The organism is Polynucleobacter sp. AP-Sving-400A-A2, from assembly GCF_018688155.1.
Classification (GTDB): domain Bacteria; phylum Pseudomonadota; class Gammaproteobacteria; order Burkholderiales; family Burkholderiaceae; genus Polynucleobacter.
The window spans coordinates 919,885-942,525 of sequence record NZ_CP061312.1 but is presented as its reverse complement, the minus strand read 5'-3'; the positions used below and the strand labels follow the sequence as shown (position 1 = coordinate 942,525).

Annotated in this window: 24 protein-coding genes; 3 read left to right on the top strand and 21 right to left on the bottom strand. The window is 45.5% G+C overall.

Annotated elements, in window-relative coordinates:
• Positions 1-9: 9 nt before the first annotated feature.
• The 8 genes from soxB to C2758_RS04965 form a co-directional block, all read right to left on the bottom strand.
• On the bottom strand, positions 10-1,740 hold the full coding sequence (gene soxB / locus C2758_RS05000) for a thiosulfohydrolase SoxB (RefSeq protein WP_215329871.1): 1,731 nt from the start codon (positions 1,738-1,740) through the stop codon (positions 10-12).
• A gap of 45 nt (positions 1,741-1,785) precedes the next feature.
• Positions 1,786-2,424 carry a sulfur oxidation c-type cytochrome SoxX gene (gene soxX / locus C2758_RS04995; RefSeq protein ID WP_215329870.1) on the bottom strand — a complete coding sequence of 213 codons (639 nt, stop codon included), beginning with the start codon at positions 2,422-2,424 and terminating at the stop codon, positions 1,786-1,788.
• Between the two features lie 16 nt (positions 2,425-2,440).
• The gene (gene soxA / locus C2758_RS04990) at positions 2,441-3,256 is read right to left on the bottom strand and encodes a sulfur oxidation c-type cytochrome SoxA (RefSeq protein WP_215329869.1); all 816 of its coding nucleotides are present in this window, start codon (positions 3,254-3,256) and stop codon (positions 2,441-2,443) included.
• Positions 3,257-3,311: 55 nt separating this feature from the next.
• Positions 3,312-3,620 carry a thiosulfate oxidation carrier complex protein SoxZ gene (soxZ, locus tag C2758_RS04985; protein ID WP_215329868.1) on the bottom strand — a complete coding sequence of 103 codons (309 nt, stop codon included), beginning with the start codon at positions 3,618-3,620 and terminating at the stop codon, positions 3,312-3,314.
• Between the two features lie 57 nt (positions 3,621-3,677).
• On the bottom strand, positions 3,678-4,130 hold the full coding sequence (gene soxY / locus C2758_RS04980) for a thiosulfate oxidation carrier protein SoxY (protein ID WP_215329867.1): 453 nt from the start codon (positions 4,128-4,130) through the stop codon (positions 3,678-3,680).
• An 83-nt stretch (positions 4,131-4,213) separates the two neighbouring features.
• A complete protein-coding gene (locus tag C2758_RS04975; protein ID WP_215329866.1) occupies positions 4,214-5,281 on the bottom strand; it encodes a c-type cytochrome in 1,068 nt (355 codons plus the stop codon).
• A complete protein-coding gene (gene soxC / locus C2758_RS04970; RefSeq protein WP_371817716.1) occupies positions 5,265-6,620 on the bottom strand; it encodes a sulfite dehydrogenase in 1,356 nt (451 codons plus the stop codon). Before soxC ends, C2758_RS04975 begins: the two co-directional genes overlap by 17 nt.
• Positions 6,621-6,699: 79 nt before the next feature.
• Positions 6,700-7,041 (bottom strand): metalloregulator ArsR/SmtB family transcription factor, encoded by a 342-nt coding sequence (locus tag C2758_RS04965; protein ID WP_215304153.1) that lies wholly within the window; start codon positions 7,039-7,041, stop codon positions 6,700-6,702.
• 103 nt (positions 7,042-7,144) lie between these two features.
• On the opposite strand from C2758_RS04965, the gene modB reads away from it, so the two are divergent.
• From modB to C2758_RS04950, 3 genes are all read left to right on the top strand, one after another.
• Positions 7,145-7,801: a molybdate ABC transporter permease subunit gene (modB, locus tag C2758_RS04960; RefSeq protein WP_215329864.1), complete on the top strand. Its 657-nt coding sequence runs from the start codon at positions 7,145-7,147 to the stop codon at positions 7,799-7,801.
• The gene (locus C2758_RS04955; RefSeq protein WP_215329863.1) at positions 7,795-8,904 is read left to right on the top strand and encodes an ABC transporter ATP-binding protein; all 1,110 of its coding nucleotides are present in this window, start codon (positions 7,795-7,797) and stop codon (positions 8,902-8,904) included. The genes modB and C2758_RS04955 overlap by 7 nt, the downstream gene beginning before the upstream one ends.
• 167 nt (positions 8,905-9,071) lie before the next feature.
• A complete protein-coding gene (locus C2758_RS04950; protein ID WP_215329862.1) occupies positions 9,072-9,383 on the top strand; it encodes a high-potential iron-sulfur protein in 312 nt (103 codons plus the stop codon).
• A gap of 40 nt (positions 9,384-9,423) precedes the next feature.
• On the opposite strand, the gene C2758_RS04945 is transcribed toward C2758_RS04950, so the two are convergent.
• The 13 genes from C2758_RS04945 to asd form a co-directional block, all read right to left on the bottom strand.
• The gene (locus tag C2758_RS04945) at positions 9,424-10,047 is read right to left on the bottom strand and encodes a bifunctional 2-polyprenyl-6-hydroxyphenol methylase/3-demethylubiquinol 3-O-methyltransferase UbiG (protein ID WP_215329861.1); all 624 of its coding nucleotides are present in this window, start codon (positions 10,045-10,047) and stop codon (positions 9,424-9,426) included.
• 9 nt (positions 10,048-10,056) lie between these two features.
• Entirely contained in the window at positions 10,057-11,265 is a 1,209-nt protein-coding gene (locus tag C2758_RS04940; protein ID WP_215329860.1) for an O-succinylhomoserine sulfhydrylase, read from the bottom strand.
• A 69-nt stretch (positions 11,266-11,334) separates the two neighbouring features.
• Positions 11,335-12,873, bottom strand: coding sequence for an amidophosphoribosyltransferase (gene purF, locus C2758_RS04935; RefSeq protein ID WP_215329859.1), 1,539 nt, complete (start codon positions 12,871-12,873; stop codon positions 11,335-11,337).
• Positions 12,874-12,877: 4 nt separating this feature from the next.
• The gene (locus C2758_RS04930; RefSeq protein ID WP_215329858.1) at positions 12,878-13,444 is read right to left on the bottom strand and encodes a CvpA family protein; all 567 of its coding nucleotides are present in this window, start codon (positions 13,442-13,444) and stop codon (positions 12,878-12,880) included.
• Positions 13,444-14,208 carry an SPOR domain-containing protein gene (locus C2758_RS04925; RefSeq protein WP_215329857.1) on the bottom strand — a complete coding sequence of 255 codons (765 nt, stop codon included), beginning with the start codon at positions 14,206-14,208 and terminating at the stop codon, positions 13,444-13,446. The genes C2758_RS04930 and C2758_RS04925 overlap by 1 nt, the downstream gene beginning before the upstream one ends.
• 3 nt (positions 14,209-14,211) lie before the next feature.
• Entirely contained in the window at positions 14,212-15,537 is a 1,326-nt protein-coding gene (gene folC / locus C2758_RS04920) for a bifunctional tetrahydrofolate synthase/dihydrofolate synthase (protein ID WP_215329856.1), read from the bottom strand.
• Between the two features lie 5 nt (positions 15,538-15,542).
• A complete protein-coding gene (accD, locus tag C2758_RS04915; RefSeq protein WP_215329855.1) occupies positions 15,543-16,430 on the bottom strand; it encodes an acetyl-CoA carboxylase, carboxyltransferase subunit beta in 888 nt (295 codons plus the stop codon).
• 22 nt (positions 16,431-16,452) lie between these two features.
• Positions 16,453-17,250 carry a tryptophan synthase subunit alpha gene (trpA, locus tag C2758_RS04910; RefSeq protein ID WP_215329854.1) on the bottom strand — a complete coding sequence of 266 codons (798 nt, stop codon included), beginning with the start codon at positions 17,248-17,250 and terminating at the stop codon, positions 16,453-16,455.
• Positions 17,251-17,297: 47 nt separating this feature from the next.
• Complete coding sequence (gene trpB, locus C2758_RS04905; RefSeq protein WP_215329853.1) at positions 17,298-18,491, bottom strand: tryptophan synthase subunit beta; 1,194 nt, start codon at positions 18,489-18,491, stop codon at positions 17,298-17,300.
• Positions 18,492-18,523: 32 nt separating this feature from the next.
• Positions 18,524-19,198: a phosphoribosylanthranilate isomerase gene (locus tag C2758_RS04900; RefSeq protein ID WP_215329852.1), complete on the bottom strand. Its 675-nt coding sequence runs from the start codon at positions 19,196-19,198 to the stop codon at positions 18,524-18,526.
• Between the two features lie 40 nt (positions 19,199-19,238).
• Positions 19,239-20,066, bottom strand: a complete 828-nt coding sequence (truA, locus tag C2758_RS04895) for a tRNA pseudouridine(38-40) synthase TruA (RefSeq protein WP_215329851.1) — start codon at positions 20,064-20,066, stop codon at positions 19,239-19,241.
• 6 nt (positions 20,067-20,072) lie between these two features.
• Positions 20,073-21,446 (bottom strand): FimV/HubP family polar landmark protein, encoded by a 1,374-nt coding sequence (locus tag C2758_RS04890; protein WP_215329850.1) that lies wholly within the window; start codon positions 21,444-21,446, stop codon positions 20,073-20,075.
• Positions 21,439-22,602, bottom strand: a complete 1,164-nt coding sequence (gene asd / locus C2758_RS04885) for an aspartate-semialdehyde dehydrogenase (protein ID WP_215329849.1) — start codon at positions 22,600-22,602, stop codon at positions 21,439-21,441. Before asd ends, C2758_RS04890 begins: the two co-directional genes overlap by 8 nt.
• Between the last annotated feature and the right edge of the window lie 39 nt (positions 22,603-22,641).

Here is a 22,641-nt window from a genome sequence, read left to right as displayed (position 1 = left end):
TTAATAGTATTAGAGTGAAACCATTCCGGGGTTATTTTTTACACCTTTAATGATCGGTTCGTTGAGCTTTACAGCCTTAACCACCTTCACATCACGCAAATGGCGTTCCATCACATCCCAAATTGCCTCACCACCAGCATTCTTAGCATCTTCGCTAACTGGTGCCCAACCAGCAACCTTATATGTCTTGCTAGGATCAATATCCTTGCCATTTAAACGCATATCACTAATCCGCTTGCCAGCAGATGCCGCTGGATCAATGGTGTATTGCATACCACCCACACGAACCATGTCACCACCCTGCTGGTAGTAAGGATCAGGGTTAAATAAATTGTCTGCCACATCTTCCAAAATAGTCTTGATAGTTTCACCAGTCATATTGGTAACTGTGGTGTATGGATAGGTAATGGCGGTTTGATCTAGCAAATTCTCACGGGTAATAGCTTGACCTGGCAATAAGCTTGTGCCCCAACGGAAACCTGGAGAGAAAGCAATCTCCGCGTTCTTCTGAGTCATCAATCCGTCCAAAATTAACTGGTCGAAACTGCCATTGAAATTACCACGGCGATACAAAAGACCATCTGTAGTTGCTAGTTTTTCATTCAACTTCGCTTCATATGGGGCTCGTACTTTAGCGATCAACTTGTTCATCGCAGGATCAGCCGGAATCATATTCGAGAAAATTGGGAAAAGCTTGTAGCGAAAATCTACTGGCTTGCCACCTTTGACATCAAAATCGAGTACGCCCAAGAATTTACTATTGGAACCTGCATTGGTAACTAAAGTTACCCCATTCGAGTTCTTTACCTTGACTGGAGTTGGAACACCATCATGCGTATGGCCACCCATAATCGCATCTAAGCCTGTAACACGGGATGCCATCTTTAAATCCACATCCATACCGTTATGGGATAACAACACAACTACTTTTGCACCCTTGGCCTTTACTTCATTAATGGTCTTCTGAAGATTTTCTTCCTGAATACCAAATGTCCAGTCTGGTGTGAAGTAACGTGGATTAGCAATTGGGGTGTAAGGGAAGGCCTGGCCAATCACTGCCACTTGAATACCGTTCTGCACCTTCATGACATAAGGATTAAAAACGGAGTCACCAAAGTCAGCGGTCTTAATGTTTTGAGCGATGAAAGAAACCTTGCCTTTGAAATCGCCATTCACAATTTCCATGACGCGTTTCTCGCCTAGGGTCATCTCCCAGTGCGCAGTCATCACATCAACACCCAAGAGTAAGGCTGCATCAACCATATCCTGACCATTAGTCCAGAGTGCTGTAGCAGATCCCTGCCAAGTATCACCACCATCTAATAACATCGCACCCGGACGGCTAGCTTTAATTTGTTTAATCAAAGTTGCCATATGAGCAAAGCCACCCATCTTGCCGTAATTTTGCGCAGCAGCAACGTAATCAAGATAGGTAAAGGCGTGCGCATCACGCGTCCCTGGCTTAATGCCATTAGCCTTTAGAAAATATTCACCAACTAAGTGAGGTGTCTTACCCTCTTGCGCACCAATACCAAGATTGACATTGGGCTCACGGAAATAAATTGGCAATAGTTGCGCATGGCAGTCTGTGAAATGCAAGAAATGCACATTCCCAAACTTAGGCAAATCATAGAATTTCTGGGCAGTTGTCTGCGCGTTAGCAAAATTGGATTGCAAACTCATGCCACCAGCAGAGGCGATAGCCAATGCTTGCAAAAATTCGCGTCGATTTAAAGACATAGTTATTCCCTTAAGAAAACAGGCCTTACGGCCTGTTTAAATGTGTTATTTGTTCACAGGTGATTCTGGATCAAGAAGCAAAGCCATGACATCTTGCATTTGCTTCTCATTTAATAACTTGAAGTGGGCAAAGCGCGGCATATTACTGCAAGCGTTGTACGCCTTGGAATTGTTAATTCGGTTCCATGTGTAAGTTACAACCTCTGGTGAATATCCGCGTATTTTTCCATAGCCAGTTAGGGATGGACCAATATTTCCATAAGAGATTTCTTTGGAATCAATCTGGTGACAGTTATAGCAACCACCGCCAATAGGAGTTTCAGCAGTATCAGTCCAAGTTGCACCACGACCACTTTGTGCGATTCGCTCACCATTCTTCCAGTCACCAATGTACTTCCCATCGGATGGCTGCTTGATCGAGTCCATATTGATCTTCTGGATTTTCTCGCGCATAGCTTGACCTTGCTTGCTATCAGCAAACTTAGGATCTGAACAGAACTTTTGCGTTGCGTCTTGGTCGATGCGATCCAATCCAGCAATGCCATCAGCTCGGAAGCTATCTTGAATCATCTTATTAAATTTTGTATCATTTTTTTGCTGAGCAAGAGCAGGAGTTTGCACCAAACCAGCAGCAAAGATGAATCCAGTAGCAGCTAAGAGTTGTTTTAAGTGTGTCATTTTCATATTCATCTCTTATCCATTAACGCTTTAGGCCAGGTGTTTCGACTGTTCCACCATTTGCAGTTTTTGCCATGTACATGGACAAAGCGATGGTCACATCCGATCCATAAATAGGGAAAGGAAAGCGCTGCTGACGGAAGCAATCATTCAAACGCTGTTGCATGGTCCAAAATTGACCACTCGATACGCGGTAGGCTGGCCAATAACCCCAACCTAAAGCAGCACCTTTTTGCTCTGTAATGTTCGGTAAATCTTGCAAACGAATACGCTTGCCGTTTTCAGCATGGCAAGATGCGCAGGAGAAGTCCATTGGACCACCCTGGAAGAAGAAAGCGCGCTTACCAAGGTCATACATTTCTTTTTCTTTGGGATGTGCCGTTCTTACCTTAATCTTGTCGCCCTTAGATAAAGTAACAACATAGGCAACAATAGCCTCCATGTCTTTCTTGGGACCCTTTTGGAATGGAGCATCAATCATTTCCTGTGGATCGCGACCCTGCAATACCTGCATACAGGTCATCAAGCGTGACTCTAAATCTTGCACCTTATTAGTGTCTTTAAAGTAGCGTGGCAGTTGTGCTGCTGCGCCCTTTACTACCCCAGGCCCTAAACCCAGATTACATTGCTCAAGAGTTGCATTCTTTGGACCAGCCGGTTTTTTCCATAACTCTTCACCCGCCGCCTCGTAGAGTTCTGAAGGATTTCCATCAGCAATCATCTCGCGATATTTAGCAATATCGTCGGTAGCACTCTTTTGTGCTGACACCGAAGATGTCATTGTTAGTAAAGCTGCTACTAGGCCAGTAGCGAGCCCTAAAGTCAATTTACGCTGCATTTCCTACCCTTTCAGAACCACGGAGGCGGTGAAGATTTATTAAAGCAAAAAACAATTAAGAAACAGTTGCTTCATCAGTGCGTTTGTCGCCCTTATTATCATTCCAAGTTACAGCAATTTTGTCACCCTTAGCGCCTTTGTATTTAAAGTTCAAAAATGGGTCCTTAGAAACTGCAGGACCAAATTCGCCAGAAAATACTTTCTTGCCGTTGGCTGTAACATTAATCGTGCTGATAAACCACTGAGGAATAGTTTTGCCAGCAGCATCTTTACGCTGACCAGATTCCATATCGTGTTTCATCAAGATTTTTACATCCACAGTACCGCCATTTTCAGCGGCTCTTACGCGCATTGGATCAGCCATTTTGGTTCCTTTTTTACTCTATATATAAATGAATTGTTCTATTGAATTGCCGCGGAATTAACCGCCGCAACCACCGAGCGTTACTTTGACTTCTTTAACAGTCATTAGCCACTTACCATCGGCCTTAACTAAGCCATACACATTGGATGTTTGACCCATCTTGATACGGGTAGTAACAAAAGCGTCTGTGCCAGCAGGGATGAAAAATTGAGCCGCAAGTGCACTTGGATTCTTTTCAACCAAGATTGCCATTTGCTCGGCTTTTGCTGTAGTGGTAATGCCGACAGGCACAACGGCACCGTTTTCAGCAATATCAGGTGCGTTTAAAGTCACTGCGGCAGATTTATCTGGGCTACCAGCGCCTAAGATTTTAAAAACATCATCCAAGCTCTTGCCTTCAAAAGCGGCTTTATTCCACTCTTGGGCTTGAGCGCTGCTAATAAGACCCGTAGAAGCCATCAAGCCGAACACTGCTGAGTACTTCAATACACTACGACGCTGCTGATTCATAAAAACTCCTTTATTAATCTCTAATACGTAAGAATATTATTACTTAATCATTAAAACGTTAAGGTTAACACCTATTTTTTTAATTACTTACCACCCGAAAGCATCCACTCAACCAAAGCTTTAGACTCCGCAGCAGTCACGTCTTGAGCCGGCATTGGAATAGCGCCCCAGGCTCCAGCGCCACCCTTGATCACCTTGGTGGAAAGCATAGCTAAATCAGCTGGATTTTTATACTTTGCCGCAACCTGCTCTATTGAAGGCCCAACTAACTTCGCATTTGGAGCATGACAAGCTGAGCAATTTTTTCCTTTAAACAATGCTGCAGGCCCAGTATCGGCAACCGCCACTGATTTTGGCTGCATGCTTGAGCCAGCAGGGAGCTTTTGAAGAGGTGGCTTTGTACTGTCAGAACCTCTATAAGGACCATATTCGCGATTTTGCAATGCAATATCGCCATGCGCATTTCTGGCGTATTCAGGCAATGTAGAGCCAATTTGAACAAATTGCGTGCAATTATTCATACAAGCTTTGGCATTGACATCTGGCTTGCCATTGGCATTCCACATACCATGCTGCAAATTCATACCATTGCGATTAGGCATTTTTGCCTGAACTTCAGCAATGTTAGTATTGCTCAACACAAAGTCGCTGGGCACAATTTCACCCAAACTGAGGATGTAGGCAACCAATGCGTAAGTATCATCAGCACTCAATGAACGCGGGGCGTTCCAAGGCATAGCGCGATAAATGTAGTCCCACAACGTTGAAACTGTGGCTACTTTCATTAAAGTTGTTCGCTGAGGTTGCTTGTTATCTTTTAAGGAAGCAACCTTTCCGGTTTTTTGATCTTCCTTACTTGTGCCGCCAACAATAGGTGTGAAAATTTCATTAGATTCACCAAAGCTGCCATGACAACTTGAGCATTGAGCTTCCCAAATAATTTCACCCTTGCTAGCAGATCCAGACCCCTTTGGAAGGCCTTTGAAATCAGGGCGAACATCAATATCCCAGGCCGCAACTTCAGCCATCGTTGCATGCCGGCCAATCCCTGGAAACTTTGAGGAATCAGATTGGGCAAACGCACCTTGTGCACCCAATACTAGAAGCGCTACAAAACCAATGAGAGCAGTTAATTTATCCAACTTGTACATTGCTGACCTCACCATTTGAATCTAATTTCCAGGATTGAATTGCATTGTTGTGATAAATCGATCTTGTTCCACGAACATCACGTAAGGCCTTGATTGATGGCTGGACGTAGCCAGTCTCATCAATTGCGCGCGATTGAAGAATGGCGGGAGACCCATCCCATACCCAATCAATATTAAATCGGGTAATAGACTTGGTGAGGACAGGTGTTTCAAGGCGTGCAGTACGCCAGTTGTTACCACCATCGAAGGAAACATCTACGCGTTTGATCTTGCTACGCCCAGACCAGGCCATACCGCTGACATTATAAAAACCTTTATCTAGCAACTGCTGTCCACCAGATGGCGTGGTAATAACAGACTTACACTCTTGTACGGATGTGTACTGACGATGAGAGCCATCGGTCATGAGGTCAATATAGTGAACAGCCTCATCCTTAGAAGCCCAAGGCATGTCACCAATTTCTAAACGACGTAACCACTTCACCCAACTAACACCCTGCACCCCAGGAACTACCAAGCGTAATGGGAAGCCGTTTTCTGGACGCAGCATCTCACCATTCATGGCCCAAGCCACAATCGTATCGTTAAGGCAACTCTCAAGGTTGATAGTGCGAGTCATTCCCGAGCCATCGCCGCCCTCGGCCAACATGAACTTCCCTTTTTTGAGATTGGCGCCGCACTCTTCCAGCAATACCTTTAAAGGCACTCCAGTGAATTCACAGCAGGAGAGCATGCCATGCGTGTATTGCACGGTTGGAACAGCTACGTTGCCCCACTCTAATCCAGTATTAGCACCACACTCAATAAAGTGGGTACGAGAAACTGATGGCAAGCGCATTAAGTCATTCATCGTGAAAACACGTGGGTTTTTCACCATGCCATTCACCATCAAACGATGTTTATCTGGATCGACGTTGTACCAGCCTTGGTGGTGACGTTCGAAATGTAAACCGTTTGGAGTGATAGTTCCAAATAAACCTTGCAGAGGAGTGAAGGCTACGGATGCAGCAGAGACACGGGTAAGCCCAGGTGACTCACGTCGAATTAAATTGGATTCGTAAATAGATGGCATACCATATGGCATGGTTGCCACATTCTTGCCAAGCGTTGTTTGCCATTCTTGCTTTTCAAGAATAAATACATCGCCTTCACCCGCGGCCATGGCTAGGGGAGCTGTCAGTCCAGCAGCTGCACCACCAAGAGCGGACATAAAACCTTTACGCAAGAAGCCACGACGGTTTTCATCCAAACCATTTGTATTGATATCAGCAATCAGCTCCTGAGAAATGAAATGTTCAGGTGCTTTTACAAGGCGAGCCTGATTGGCTGGCTTTTCGATTGCGCTAATATCCTGCGCACTGATCTCAATTTGTTTTTTGGTCATTTGATATTTGCTTTGGTCAATAGATACTTCGGAATTAATGCAAACTCTCAGCAATTTTTGCGCAAACGGTTTGGCACATTTCTACTGTGGCGTTATCAGCGATTGAGTAAAAGACAGTGATGCCCTCTTTGCGTCTAAGCAAAATTCCCGCCTTATGAAGCGCAGAAAGGTGACGTGAAACATTGGCCTGGCTCGAGCCACATAACTCAACAACCTCGGATACAGACTTTTCACCGCTACAAACTGCATACATAATACGAAGCCGTGACGGCTCCGAAAGAACATTAAAGTATTCCGCGACACGAGAAAAAACCTCTTCCATTGCTTGCGGAGAGAGATCTTTGGTGGCTTTTTTTGCTTTAGCTTTTATATTCATTATTGATAATCATATATGCGTATATATGCATTTATTAAATACCTAAGAGCCTTGTATTCATATAGAGAAATACCCTAGCCTTTGGAGGCAATACAATGGGAGCATGGATATTGACGCAATTCTGCTGTCCTTAAAGCTTGCTTTTTGGACCACGGCTCTGATGTTGCCATTTGGGATATGGGCTGCCCATAAGCTAATGGATCTCAATAGAAGTCGGCCATGGGTTGAGGCTGCTCTGGCACTGCCTTTAGTTCTTCCGCCTACAGTTTTAGGCTACTACTTTCTGGTTTCATTTGCTAACACCAGTATTTTCGGGGCTCCCCTTGTATTTTCATTTACAGGAATCCTAGTTGCCTCACTGATTGCAAACATCCCATTTGCCATTCAGCCAATACAACGCGCCTTTGAGGCCATTAATCCTGAAATCCGAGAGGCGGCCCAAGTAAGTGGTCTCAGTAATTGGCAAATCTTTCGCTTAATTGAACTGCCACTTTCTTGGCGCGGCATTACTGGCGCCGCTGCCCTCACCTTCGCCCATACCCTTGGGGAATTCGGCGTCGTTCTGATGGTTGGCGGCGCAATACCTGGCGAGACAAAAACAGCCTCTATTGCTATTTATGACAAGGTGCAGAGCTTTGATACCACCGGTGCTGGCGCAATTGCTCTCGTGCTCTTAGGTATATCCCTGGTTTGCATTGCTCTCTCCTATGGAGTGCTGGGTCGTAAGTCAAATCTGCGCAAAGGCTTCAGCCAATGCTGAAGGTCAAAATTCAGCAGATTAGCCCGAGTCCGCTGCAAATTAGCTTGGAATGCGCTCCAGGTGAGCTGCATGCCTTGGTTGGACCTTCTGGTAGCGGTAAAACTACTGCGCTCAGAACCATTGCAGGCCTAAATAAACCAGCCAGTGGAAAAATTGAGTGCAATGGTCAGGTTTGGTTTGAAACCGATGATCTTGGTAATAAAGTGCAACAACTCTACCCCGCAGAGCGCTCTTGCGGCTTCTTGTTTCAGCAATATGCGCTTTTTCCGCATCTTAGCGCCTTAGGCAATGTGATGATTCCATTGCAGAACTCCGATCTCAACACATCGCAGCGCAAAGCGATTAGTCTTGATCTACTGGATCGCATGGGTATTGCCAATCTTGCAGAGCGCATGCCAAATCAACTGTCTGGTGGACAGCAGCAACGCGTTGCCCTTGCAAGAGCGCTGGCTAGACAGCCTAAAGTTCTGCTGCTAGATGAGCCATTTTCTGCAATCGATACTCCAACACGCCAGGGTCTTTATAAAACATTGGCAGACTTACGTACAGATTTACATATTCCCATCTTATTAGTCACACATGATTTACGAGAGGCTGATTTGTTGGCTGATCGGATTACTGTTATTGACCAAGGCATCAGTCTACAAACTGCAGCGCCGCAAGTGCTCTTTCAGAAACCAAGAAATTCCAGGGTTGCTGAATTAGTCGGCATCAGCAATATGTTTCATGGTGTATTTGATGCTGGTAACTTGAGTTGGGATGGTTGCGGCAGGGTCTTTAAGGTTGCTGACAAAGGCAAGATCCCTCCGAAAGTTCGCGTAGCCTGGGTTATTCCTCAAAGTGGCTTGAGCGTTCATGCTGGCCCGAGTAATGCCAGCTTACCAGCGGTAGTTGAAAAGATGAGCAGCCTTGGCCAAATAGCCGTTATTCAATTACGAATTCAAAATAGTCAAAACGCGATTGAATGGGAAGCCTCCTCAGCTGAGGTCAAAAGGCTATGCATGGAGGTTGGCAGTCTGATGCATTTAGAGCTTGATGGAAATCAAATTCACATCATGCCCTTGCGCCTCATTAATGACCCTAGACGCTTTATTGGTCCCTGAAAAGAAGTTAGATTCAGGTATCAGTAAGATCTCGAGCTGACGCTGTTCACTAAAGCCCTACTAAATCGGTAATGTTTATTACCCTATGCATAGAAATGGTATTTTGATTAATATGCTAATATCGACACCACATTATTAATAACCCTCTCGAAAAAATGGAGTTTTATATGCAAAATAGTCGTCGCCAATTTATGATCTTGTCCGCTGCTGGTGCTTGCACTTTGGCATTGAACGGTCAAGTTCAAGCTCAAGCCATGGTTGCTGAAACTGATCCACAAGCTGCCGCATTGGGTTACAAAGCAAACGCTACTACTGTAGATAAAGCTAAGTACCCTAAGTATGCTGCTGGCCAGGTATGCGGCAATTGCGCTTTGTACCAAGGTAAAGCGGATTCTGCTGCTGGTGGTTGTTCATTGTTCGGTGCTAAGCAAGTTGCTGGCAAAGGCTGGTGTTCTGCTTACGCTAAGAAAGCCGGTTAAGCTACAACGCTGAATCAAAAAGCTGCTTCGGCAGCTTTTTTTACGCCCTCTTTTTAGCTACCATTCCCAGTAATGCCGACATACCAGTATGCCTTGCACCCTCTGACAATTGTTTTTCGTAGCACTGAAGCTCGAGCACTTCAAAGTCTTGACTTAGCTCACGGATCATTTCTTCTGTATAGAGGTGCTCTATGAGTGATGGGCCACCGGTTTTATGTACCAATTGCTTTGGGGTGTATCCCTGCAAAATAAATAGGCCGCCTAGTCTCAAAGTCTGATGTACTTGTTTGAAAATTCTAAACCGCATTTCGGGATCGGCAAACTGGATGAAGATACCCATTACCGCATCATATGCATTGGCCTGCCAATCAAAGCCATCGGTGTCGCAAAGACTGTATTGAATATTGACTTGATTTTCTTTTGCGAACTGATTGGCTTTAGCTAGTGCGATATCAGAAACATCAAAACCCGTGACGCACATGCCCTGCTTGGCAAGCCAAACACCATTGCGCCCTTCTCCATCAGCAATACAGAGAACAGAAGAGTTGGGCTTTAGATAACGAGACGCTTGCTCAACCAAATATTCATTCGGCTCTTTTCCAAAGATGAATTCTTTTTTATCAAAGCGTTCATTCCAGAACTGGGTAGCATCTGTAAAGCCCATGATCTTGAATTACTTCTTCAAGCCGCCAATGAGATCACTCTTTAAATCTACTACGTTCTCTAGTCCAACTGCGATACGGACCAAGCCATCAGTAATGCCTGCAGCTTTGCGTGCTTCTGGACTTACTCGACAGTGTGTCGTTGTAGCAGGATGGGTAATGGTTGTACGAGTGTCACCCAGGTTTGCCGTAATAGAACAGAGCTTAGTTTGGTTGATTAACTTGAAAGCCGCTTTTTTCCCACCCTTAAGAGTGAAAGACAAAATAGCACCACCCGCTTTTTGCTGACGCTTAGCCAACGCATGCTGAGGATGAGATTTCAGGCCAGGATGATAAACGCGCTCTACTCCAGGCTGTTTCTCGAGCCATTGAGCAATCTCTAGCGCATTTTGACTCTGTTGCTTCATACGCAACTCTAGCGTCTCCAAACCTTTTAAGAACACCCAAGCATTGAAGGCTGAAAGTGTTGGGCCGGCAGTACGTACAAAGGGAAACACTTTACCCATAATGAAATCCTTGCTACCCACAATCGCGCCACCCACTACGCGACCCTGGCCATCCAAGTATTTGGTCGCTGAATGGATAATTACGTCAGCACCTAATGCAAGTGGTTTTTGTAACGCTGGCGTACAAAAACAGTTATCAACAGCAAATAGCGCCTTAGCTTTCTTTGCTATCTTGGAGATAGCCTTGATATCGGCAATCTCCGTTAAGGGATTGGATGGCGTTTCCAAGTAAAACATTTTGGTATTTGCTTGGACGGCACCCTGCCAAGCCTTGGTATCTGATAAATCAACATAGGTTGTTGTAATGCCAAAGCGACCTAGAATATTGCTAAATAATTGGATGGTGGCACCAAACACTGAGCGAGAACAAACAACGTGATCTCCCGTCTGGAGATGCGACATTGCCATTGTCAAAATAGCAGCCATACCAGATGAAGTTGCAATGCAAGCCTCGCCACCCTCTAGTGCAGCCAATCGATCTTGGAACATGCTCACAGTGGGATTAGTAAAGCGAGAATAAATAAAGCCTTGATCTGCATGTGCAAAGCCATCAGCTGCAAGTTCAGCACTATCAAAGCAAAAGCTAGAAGTAAGGAACATAGCCTCGGAGTGCTCTTGATATTCAGCAGTGCGACGTGTTCCAGCACGAACTGCTAAGGTTTCAAGCGCAAGCTTGGAGAAATCAGGTTTTTTACGGATAGTTTTACTCTTCATACCGCTATTTTGACACCGAATTACAGAATTGCCTCAGACACACATGTCTGACGAACTCAATCGTTGTTTTTAGTCTTCTGTAGCCAAGTGCAAATGCAGCTGCGAACGGGCAAAGTCACTAGAATCGCGTTGGCGGTCAGCTTTGGCCTCGGAGGTATTACGAGCTGCCTCTAGAGCATCTAAATACGATTCATTGATATCGCCGGTAACATAATGGCCATCAAAACAAGATGCCTCAAAGTTCTGGATATCAGGGTTGATATCTTTCACGGCCTGCTTCATATCTTCGACGCTTTGGTAAATTAATTGGTCTGCACCAATCATCTTATTAATCTCTTCATCAGTGCGGCCGTAAGCAACCAACTCACTGCGCGTTGGCATATCGATGCCATACACATTAGGAAAACGCACGGGCGGTGCAGCAGAAGCGAAAATCACTTTCTTTGCACCGGACTCTCGTGCCATCTGCACAATCTCAAATGAGGTAGTGCCCCGAACAATAGAGTCATCCACAATGAGAACGGTCTTATCTTTGAACTCAATGCGCATGGCATTGAGTTTTTGGCGGACTGATTTTTTACGAACAGCCTGGCCCGGCATGATGAAGGTTCTACCGATATAGCGATTCTTAAAGAATCCTTCACGGTAATCTACGCCTAGACGTTTAGCAACCTGCATTGCGGCTGGACGACTTGAGTCAGGAATCGGCATCACAACATCAATCTCACCTGGAATAGTCTCTTTACGGATCTTTTCGGCAAGGTAGTCACCCATGCGCATCCGCACGTTATACACAGTCACGCCATCAATCGTAGAGTCTGGGCGAGCCATGTAGACATATTCAAAAATGCAAGGTGTCAGGACTGCATCAGCAACACACTGACGTGAGGTGAAATTACCATCTAAATCAATATAAATTGCTTCACCAGGATTGACATCACGTACAAAGGTAAAACCTAAGCCATCGAGCGCAACCGATTCAGAAGCAATCATCCACTCTGGACCCTTCGGTGTATCCATGCGCCCAATACAGAGAGGACGAATTCCAAAAGGATCACGAAATGCTAATAAGCCATAACCCGCAATTAAAGAAACAACCGCATAAGAACCCTTAACACGCTTAGTTACTTGTGTAACGGCGTTAAACATAGCGCCCTCATCTAATGCTGCGCTATTGGTTTCTTTTTGAAGTTCATCAGCCAATACGTTCAATAACACCTCTGTATCTGAACTAGTATTAATATGGCGACGATCACGATAAGCCATCTCTACACGCAGGCTAGCCGCATTAGTGAGATTGCCATTGTGGGCCAAAATAATACCGTAAGGAGCGCTGACATAAAATGGCTGGGCCTCTTCCTCACTACTTGCAGAGCCAGCAGTTGGATAACGAACCTGACCAATGCCAGCGCTACCTACCAGACTTCGCATATTACGTGTTCTAAATACATCTCGCACAAGACCATTAGCTTTATGCATCGTGAATGAATTACCGTTCATCGTTGCCATACCGGCGGCATCTTGACCGCGATGTTGGAGTAACAACAACGCGTCATAAATGAGTTGATTTACTGGGGAATGGGAAACTGTTCCGACAACGCCGCACATAAGCCTAGATCCCTATTTTTAATGAAGGTGTAATGGTGGGTGTAATTTTAGGCATTGCATCACCTAATTGCTTTGCCCAATCAGCAGGCAACCACCCTTTAATTAAATGAGTTGCCATATCAATGGCTGGACGGGTAATTGCCTTCTGCCAAGCGACACTTTGGGGGATAGGAGTCAAGGCCGCTAATGTAGCCATCACAACTACAACTACACAGCCACGCGCTAAGCCAAAAACAAGACCGAGAAATCGATCTGTCATGCTCAATCCAGCAGACAAAATAATCTTCTGAATCACATTACCGATCAAACCACAAACAATCAAAGTAAGAATAAATAGAATGAGGAAGCTCACACCCAGACTCAGCAGCTCATCCATGTGAAAAGTAGATAGCCATTCAACAGAAAGGTAGTTGGTATAGTGATAAGCAACCCAAGCGGCTACAAACCAAGAGGCCAGCGCTAATACCTCTTTAAAAAGCCCACGAGAAATCCCCACCAATGCCGAAACCAAGAGCACTACCAGGGTGAAATAATCCACCGTGGTTAACTTCAGGGTGGATAAATATTCCATTAAGGGGCCTCTACCTCAACTAGCCTCGGAGACAATCCCATAGCTTTAACTTTTTTCTCAGCAGTTTCTGCTGCGTCTTTATCGGTAAAAGGTCCGACTCTTAATACATAAAGTTTTACGCCGTCAGCACCGGTTTTATTTAAAACATAGTTGGGAATCTTTTGATCTTTCATCTTCGCTATCCAACCCTTAGCCCGCTCTTCAGATGCAAAAGCACCAACCTGAATGACGTACTTACCAGGCCCGACTTTTTTTGGTAGTTCTTCAGTTTTTGATTTAGCGATTGCCTCTGGTGCAGAAATCACTTCTTCACCAGCGGCCAAACCACTAATAGAATTTATTTTGCCTGCAGGAGATGGTGTCTTTACAACTTCTTTGGGTGGAGTGGATGCTTTTTCTTTCGCTGGTGTCTCAACTCCAGCAGCCGGACTTGCTCTCTCATCATTTGCGGGCATTGCAAGATTAGGGCTAGGCAGGGTAGTCACAATATTGACAGCAATATCGTTATTCACAGACTTAGGCTTGTTATCCAAAATACGAGGGAGGCCAACTACTGCAATTAAAACCAGGACAGCCGCACCAATCAGACGATGACGTGCGCGTTGCTGATCAGGATCTTCTGTAAATGCTAGCTCTTCGTTTTCTTGAGCACGCTGAAAACTACGAGGGGCTAATTTATTGACTGTACGACGACCCCTCACCGAAGCCCGATCAAGGTCTTCAGTCTCAGGGTTTCGCTTAAAAAGCTTCGGTAAACGAATCATGGATCAATGGGCCTGGTTATTTCGATATGCCATTACGCCGGCAACGGTATAGAAGGATCCAAAGATGACAATTCTATCACCCTCACCGGCCATAGAAAGCGCTTTTTGATACGCTGCAGCAGGATCTGGGAAGCACTCAATACCACCATCTTCCCCATTTTTGACGGATACACCCAGATCTACCAGCTTCTCAGATAGTGCTGCGGCACCAGCGGCACGTGGAGTTGGTAAATCAGTGCAAAACCAGAAGTCCACACTATTTAACAGGGGCTTAATAACCCCAGCAATATCCTTATCCGCCATTGCGCCAAAAATGGCATACGTATATGGGTGATATCCCATCTTGTCCAAACCCTGCCCCAAGGTTGCTGCCGCATGGGGGTTGTGGGCAACATCCAAAACGATGGTTGGTTGACCTGGTAGAACCTGAAAACGGCCTGGCAGCTGCACCATAGCAAAGCCATTGCGAATATCCTGTGCGCTAACTGGTAGTCGCTGATGCAATGCCATCAATGCGGCTATCACAGCAGATGCATTCAGAATCTGATTGGCACCACGTAATGCAGGATAACCTAAACCACTAAAGCGTTTTTGACGCCCTGCCCAAGCCCACTGCTGCTTATCGCCTTGAAAGTTGTAGTCACGTCCCTGTAGCCATAAATCACATCCGAGTTTTTCTGCGTGATCAATCAAAGATTGTGGAGGCACTGGGTCACCACAGACCGCAATACCGCCGACTCGGAAAATACCAGCCTTTTCAAAACCAATTGCCTCACGTGTGCCACCTAAAAAATCAGCATGGTCAATGTCAATACTCGTAACGATTGCGCAATCTGTATCAACAATATTGACAGCATCCAAGCGACCGCCCATACCTACCTCAAGCACTACTGCATCTAAGTTTGCCTTAGAAAATAAATGCATGATAGCCAAGGTGGTGAATTCAAAATACGTTAGGGTTGGTGGATCCTCTAAGCTGACGCGCGCTTTTTCAACAGCTGCAAAATGCTCAAGTAAAAGATCATCTTTAACCTCCTCACCGTTGACGCGTGCACGCTCATTAAAGACAAGTAAATGGGGAGACATATGGCAACCAACCTTATAGCCAGACGCCAGCAAAATACTTTCAAGATAAGCGCAGGTTGAACCTTTGCCATTGGTACCAGCCACGGTAATAACCGGACAATCAAAGTGAAGACCTAGCGCATCTTTAACCCGATTAATACGAGCAAGACCCATGTCAATACCAACAGGGTGAGCTGTTTCGAGATGACTAAGCCAAGCCGTTAAGCTAGAAAAAAGGACGGGGGTTTGGAGGGCGAGACTCAAGCGCTTTATACAGCTGCGCTACCCGCAATCGCAGGCTCGGGGAGTTGCTGAAGCAAGGCCAATAAACGGGCAATCTCACCACGCATCTGCCGACGGTCAACGATCATGTCGATGCCGCCCTTTTGCATCAAAAACTCAGAACGCTGAAAACCTTCTGGTAGTTTTTCACGAACGGTTTGTTCAATCACGCGTGGGCCCGCAAAACCAATTAAGGCTTTTGGTTCGGCCATCACAACATCACCCATAAACGCGAAGCTAGCAGAAATTCCACCCATTGTTGGGTCAGTTAGGACGCTGATGTAAGGCAAACCTTTTTTAGCAAGCAAAGTCAGCATCGAGTTTGTCTTTGCCATCTGAAATAGGGATAACAAACTTTCTTGCATGCGCGCGCCACCGGTTGCGGTAATGCAAATAAAAGCACACTTCTTGGCAATAGCCTCTTGTACGCCACGAGCAAAACGCTCACCCACAACCGAACCCATTGAACCACCCATGTATTGGAATTCAAAACAGGCAGCTACCACTGGAATGCTTTCAATCTTTCCACCAAGAACAATTAAGGCCTCGGATTCACCGGAGGCATCGCTAGCCTCTTTAAGGCGATCGGGATACTTTTTTGAATCTTTAAATTTGAGTGGGTCGATTGGAAAGATATCGGCACCAATCTCATAGCGGCCTTTTGGGTTCAAAAGACTATCAAGGCGCTGGCGGGCGCCAATGCGCATGTGGTGACTGCATTTTGGACAAACCGATAAATTTGCTTCGATATCAGTGCTATAGAGTACGGTTTCACAGCTGGGGCACTTAACCCAAAGTCCCTCAGGGACAGATTTGCGATTAGCAGGATCCGTATGTTGGATTTGTGGGGGTAGTAATTTATCGATCCAGCTCATCAGTCTTTAACTATCCAGTACATTAACTATCTAAAGCAACGCGAATCTCACGTATGAAGGTTTCGAGTGATTGTACCGCTTGGCCAGGGGCAGAATCCTCCAAAAGACGAATAATTCGGCTGCCAATCACCACTGCATCCGCTGTTTTTGATACGGCGCGGGCACTTTCAGCGTCACTGATACCAAAACCTACTGCGATCGGAATTGACGTAGCTTCACGAATCTTAGGAATAATGCTGGCCACATCTTGGGTATTCAGATGAGATGCACCTGTTACACCCCGCATAGAAACGTAATAGATATAACCAGAAGCTATTTTGGCTGCATCTTTTATACGCTCTGGTGATGAGGTGGGTGCTAATAGAAAGATAGGATCAACACCGGCTAGCTTCATTTGGGCGGCAAAATCAACGCACTCTTCTGGAGGGTAGTCCACGATCAGAACACCGTCAACCCCGGCAGCTTTAGCTTCCGACGCAAAGCGCTCTGCTCCCATCTGTTCGACTGGATTGGCATAGCCCATTAAAACGACTGGTGTATCTACATCGGTTTTACGAAACTCTTTCACCATCTGTAAGCAGCCATGCAAGGTGACACCTTGAGTGAGCGCTCTTTCAGACGAGCGTTGAATTACTGGTCCATCAGCCATTGGATCTGAGAATGGCACACCAAGTTCAATGACGTTAGAACCACCACGCACTAAAGCGTGCATTAATTCAACAGTGAGTTTTGGATCAGGATCACCAGCGGTAATAAAAGGAATCAGACCTTTTTTTCCGCTAGCTTTTAGCTCAGTAAATAGTGCAGTAATTTTTGACATGGCAATTCGTAATTATTCTTGTATGTGGCCAAATGATGGGCTATGGATTAGCCCTCTGAACCAGTGGCTTGAGCAACGGTATGCATATCCTTGTCACCACGACCAGATAAGTTTACCAAGATGGTTTTATCTTTAGGAAGCGTGGCTGCCAATTTGCATGCATAGGCAATTGCATGAGCAGATTCAAGGGCGGGGATAATGCCTTCAATACGGCAACAGTCATGAAAAGCTTTCAAGGCCTCTTCATCAGTAATCGCTACATAGTCTGCGCGACCTGAGTCTTTTAACCATGCATGCTCAGGGCCAACGCCAGGGTAATCCATACCAGCAGAAACAGAATGGGTCTCTGATATTTGCCCATTTTCATCTTGCAAAAGATAGGTTCGATTACCGTGCAATACACCTGGCTTTCCAACGCAAAGCGCTGCGGAGTGCAAGCCGCTATTGAGTCCATGGCCTGCAGCTTCAACACCAATTAGTTTCACTTCCGGGAAATCAATATAGGGATAGAAAATACCCATTGCGTTAGAGCCGCCGCCAACGCAGGCCATGACGTAGTCAGGCTGGCGCCCGGTCATTATAGGCATTTGTATTTTGCACTCCTCCCCGATCACGCTTTGAAAATCGCGGACCATCATTGGATATGGATGGGGTCCGGCGACAGTGCCGATAATGTAAAAGGTATCTTCTACATTAGTAACCCAATCACGCATTGCTTCATTGAGTGCATCTTTGAGAGTTTTGGTTCCAGATTCAACAGGTACGACTTTTGCACCGAGCAATTTCATACGAAATACATTTTGCGCTTGACGCGCTACGTCAACAGATCCTTGATATACAGTGCAATCTAAACCAAAGCGAGCGCAAATAGTTGCAGTGGCAACACCATGCTGCCCTGCTCCAGTCTCAGCAATGATGCGCGGCTTACCCATACGTTTGGCCAGCATCGCTTGACCAATCACATTATTAATTTTGTGTGCGCCAGTATGATTTAAGTCTTCACGTTTGAGATAGATCTGTGCACCACCTAACATTTCACTCCACCGTTTGGCATGGTAGACCGGTGATGGGCGACCTACAAAATGCTTAAGCTCGTAATGAAATTCTTCTAAAAACTCTGGGTCGTATTGATATTTTGCATAAGCTGCTTTCAGTTCATCCAAAGCAAACATAAGCGTCTCAGAAACAAATACGCCACCGTAAGGACCAAAGTGTCCTCGTGCATCTGGCTTATCGTACATAAGTACCTCTTTTTATTAGTTACAGCAAATGATTAGGTTGGTGTGCTTGCGTCTGCCGCACGCACTGCCTCAATAAACTCTTTCATCAAGGCATGATCTTTTACACCTTTGCTGATTTCGACGCCGCTAGAGACGTCAACCGCGCAAGGGTGTAGACAAGCAATAGCTTCGCCCACGTTGTGAACGTTCAATCCACCACTCAAAACGACCCGAGGCGCGTTTGCGCTTATCCATGCTTGTGGAATTCCTGACCAATCAAAAGGAACACCCCCTCCTCCATAGCCCTCAACGAGTGCATCGAGCAAAAGAGCATTTGCTTGGCTATATTGTAAGGAAAAATCATTAAACGCGAAGCCAGCACCAACACGTGCAGCCTTCATCCAGGGCTGACCTGCCGCTAGACGATGGCATTCCTCAGGAGACTCGTCCCCATGAAACTGCCACAAAGTAATAGGGGCAGCTGCCCTAATAGCCTCAAATTCAGCATCGCTAGCATTTACGACCAATCCAACAGCATCAACCCCTGCTGGAAGCCTCGAAATCAAGGTGGCAGCTATATTGGGAGTAACGGCTCTAGAACTAGGGGGATAAAAAACAAAGCCGAGCGCATCAACACCAGAGGCAATAGCAGCGTCGACATCACCCGGTGTCTTGAGACCGCAGATTTTGACCCTAGTTCGGCCTGGAGAGTTTGTTATTAAGCCCATAAGAGGAAATGATAAAGGTCTTGAGCTATTAAAGACATATTTAAACAAAAATTGCCATAGGCAACCAAGAATTTGAAAGCCATGGTTTGGGGATATTAAATTCTTCCGGATAGGCAACTTGGGTCAAATAGAGGCCTGCAGGTGAAAACGTGGGAGCTGCAACACTACGATTTTTTGCGGCCAAAACTTCGGCCATCCAATTGGCAGATTGTTTGCCTACACCAATTTGGATGAAGCTCCCCACTAAATTGCGAACCATGTGATGCAAGAAGGCATTTCCTCTGATCCTAAAATACAACCATGGCTCATTCGAGAAAATTTCGATGGAATAGATGGTCTTCACTGGAGTCTTACTTTGACATTCTGATGAACGAAAAGACGTGAAGTCATGCTCACCAATCAAGCATTTAGCCGCGGATCTCATCGCGTTGGTATCAAACCAGCGATCTGCTGGAAGCATCACATAACCAGCGCGATCAGCACCCATGGGAGAGCGGCAAGGCCCTGCATGCAATGCGTAGATATAAGTACGTTCGTAAGCAGAATAACGAGCACTAAATTCATCTACAACCGGTTGGGCCCAATTAATCACAATGGACTCCGGCAGGAATGCATTAACCCCCCTTACCCACGACCAGTTATCTCGCTCAACCTCAACATCAAAGTGAACGACTTGACCTAGCGCATGAACACCAGTGTCTGTTCGACCGGCGGTGATAACACGAATAGAATGAGAGTTCTGGGCATCTTTACCAACAAACGAGGTAATAGCTCTCTCTAACTCATTCTGAACAGTAGGTTGATTGACCTGTGTCTGCCAACCAAAAAAAGCACTGCCGTCATATTGAAGTCCGAGGGCAATGCGCATCAAAGTTTAGCTATTACTGTGCGGAAGCTCGGCTAATACACCTCGCGCTTCAACCACAATTTCAGGGTCAATTGATGTGCCAATACGAACAATCTCATCTAAAGATTTCTTGGCGGCAGAAAAATCTTCAATAGTGATATAGGCTCGTGCTAGATTCAATCTCACCCTGAGCTCATCAGGCGTCAGGTCTGATGTGGCAGACTTGGCAACCGGTAAATCTAAATTAATGCTCCCGAATAACGCCTTGGCTTTGTCAGAGATCCCCTCATGATGAGCATGATCACTTATATGATGATCGGCTGATGTAGATTGCACCTGTTCTTGTTTGAATGGGTAGTCGCTAGCATGGATATGAGGTAATGGAGTTTTACGCGAATTACTGATGAAGAACCAAATCAAAAGACCGGCAATTAAAGAAAGCGCCAATAAGCCAAGAAAAAGTGTCTTTGCGTTAAAGCCAGCCTTTCCAGAATCAAGCACCTCTGAGGTACCTTGAGATTCAGCTAATAATTTTTTTAAGTCTGAAATATTCTTCTCCAACTCTTGTGCTCTAACATTAGTTTGTTCGAGAATTTTTTCTTGTGCAACTATTTCTTCGGTAATACGCTTGTTATCCGCATCTCGGTCCCCACTAGAGCCGATCTTTAAACGATTTTCAGACTTAACAACATCATCAACACTAACTTCTACACTAGCCTGATCAACCTTTTTCTCGGTCCATTGTTGTGCCGCCGAGTCAACAAAGACCTTAGCAAGCTTAGAATCAATCGCCTGCACTGCGGCAGGATCAGGAATCAAGAGTTCAGAACCAGCCAGCAAACGATTAATATTGCCACCCGCAAAAGCATCTGGATTAGCCTGATATAAAGCCATCATTTTCTGGTCAATGGAAAACTCTGGTGAACCTGGATCCATCTGGGAAGCAATCGAAGACAGAGTTTGCCCAGGCTCTACAATAAACTTAGGAATGGTTCCGTTTAAGAATGTATATATTCTGGTAATTGAACCTGTTGACCAATTTAAGGTCAGCAATAAATCTACAAAGATATCCTCAGAGATCGGTACAGCTTTTACCGTTTCTACCAAAACCATCAAGCGTCCATCCTTTGCTCGATAGACCATGACTTGGGTATTGAAGTCCAAAATTTTAGGTGAAATACCGAGGCGCTCATAAGCGCTTGCCGATGGTATCGAAGCTGATAAAGTTGTTAAAAGAGCTTGCTCATCTGGAGCCAACTCAATGGGCACCTCAATTCGTAGACTTTCGCCAGGATTAGATACCAAATTCGCCTTGCCTAAGCTAACAGCAAAGGCACTGGTCGATAGCGCAATACCGATAAAACTAGCAAAGATAAATTTCAGTATTTGAATATTAGGCATTGCTATCCAATAGAATTTTTAACATTCGGCGCAAAGGCTCAGCAGCACCCCACAAGAGTTGATCGCCCACAGTAAAAGCACCGAGATATTCAGGGCCCATCGCCATCTTATGCAATCGTCCGATAGGTACCGTCAATGTGCCGCTAACAGTGGCTGGAGATAGTTCACGTTCAGTAATCTCGCGATCATTTGGGACCACCTTGACCCATTGATTGTCATTGGCCAATATTGTCTCAATCTCTTTGAGCGGAATATCTTTTTTGAGTTTGACGGTGAGGCCTTGCGAGTGGCAGCGCATCGCACCAACGCGGACACATAAACCGTCAATGGGAATACTGCCTGGGGTTCTAAACGCAGGGCGACCTAAGATCTTATTAAATTCGGCTCCGCCCTTCCACTCTTCTTTTGTTTGACCGTTCTCAACGGGAACATCAATCCAAGGAATCAGACTACCTGCTAAGGCAGTATTACGGAAGTTTTTCTTAGGGAAGTCTGGCGAACGCAAAGTTTCAGTAATTTTGCGATCAATATCCAGAATCCAAGATGAGGGGTCGGCCAACTCAGTGGCCACACTATCGCGCAAAGCACCCATCTGCAACAGTAGCTCGCGCATGTTTTGCGCACCAGCTCCGGATGCAGCCTGATAAGTCATAGCACTGATCCATTCAACCATATCAGCTTTCACTAAACCGCCCATAGCCATCATCATTAAACTGACTGTACAGTTACTACCAATCCAGTTTTTTCCACCAGCTGCTAATGCTTTATCAATTACCGGTCGATTTACTGGATCAAGCACCAGGACCGCATCATCCTTCATACGCAATGCACTTGCCGCATCGATCCAATGACCTTGCCAACCAGCGGAACGTAACTGAGGGAAAATCTCATTGGTGTAATCACCGCCCTGGCAAGTCAAAATGATGTCGCAACGAGCAAGCGCCTTAATGTCATTCGCGTCTAGCAGAATATTTTCACTCTTGGTCACTTTTTGACCATTTAAGAGTGGCACCTCACCACCAGCTTGGCTTGTACTAAAAAAAATAGGCTCAATCAGGTCAAAATCTTTTTCAGCCAACATTCTCTCCATGAGAACGCTACCAACCATACCCCGCCATCCAACTAAGCCGACTAAAGGTGTTTTTGTATTTGACATGATGAGCAACTATCTATTCGGTGTGATGAAATATTTTTA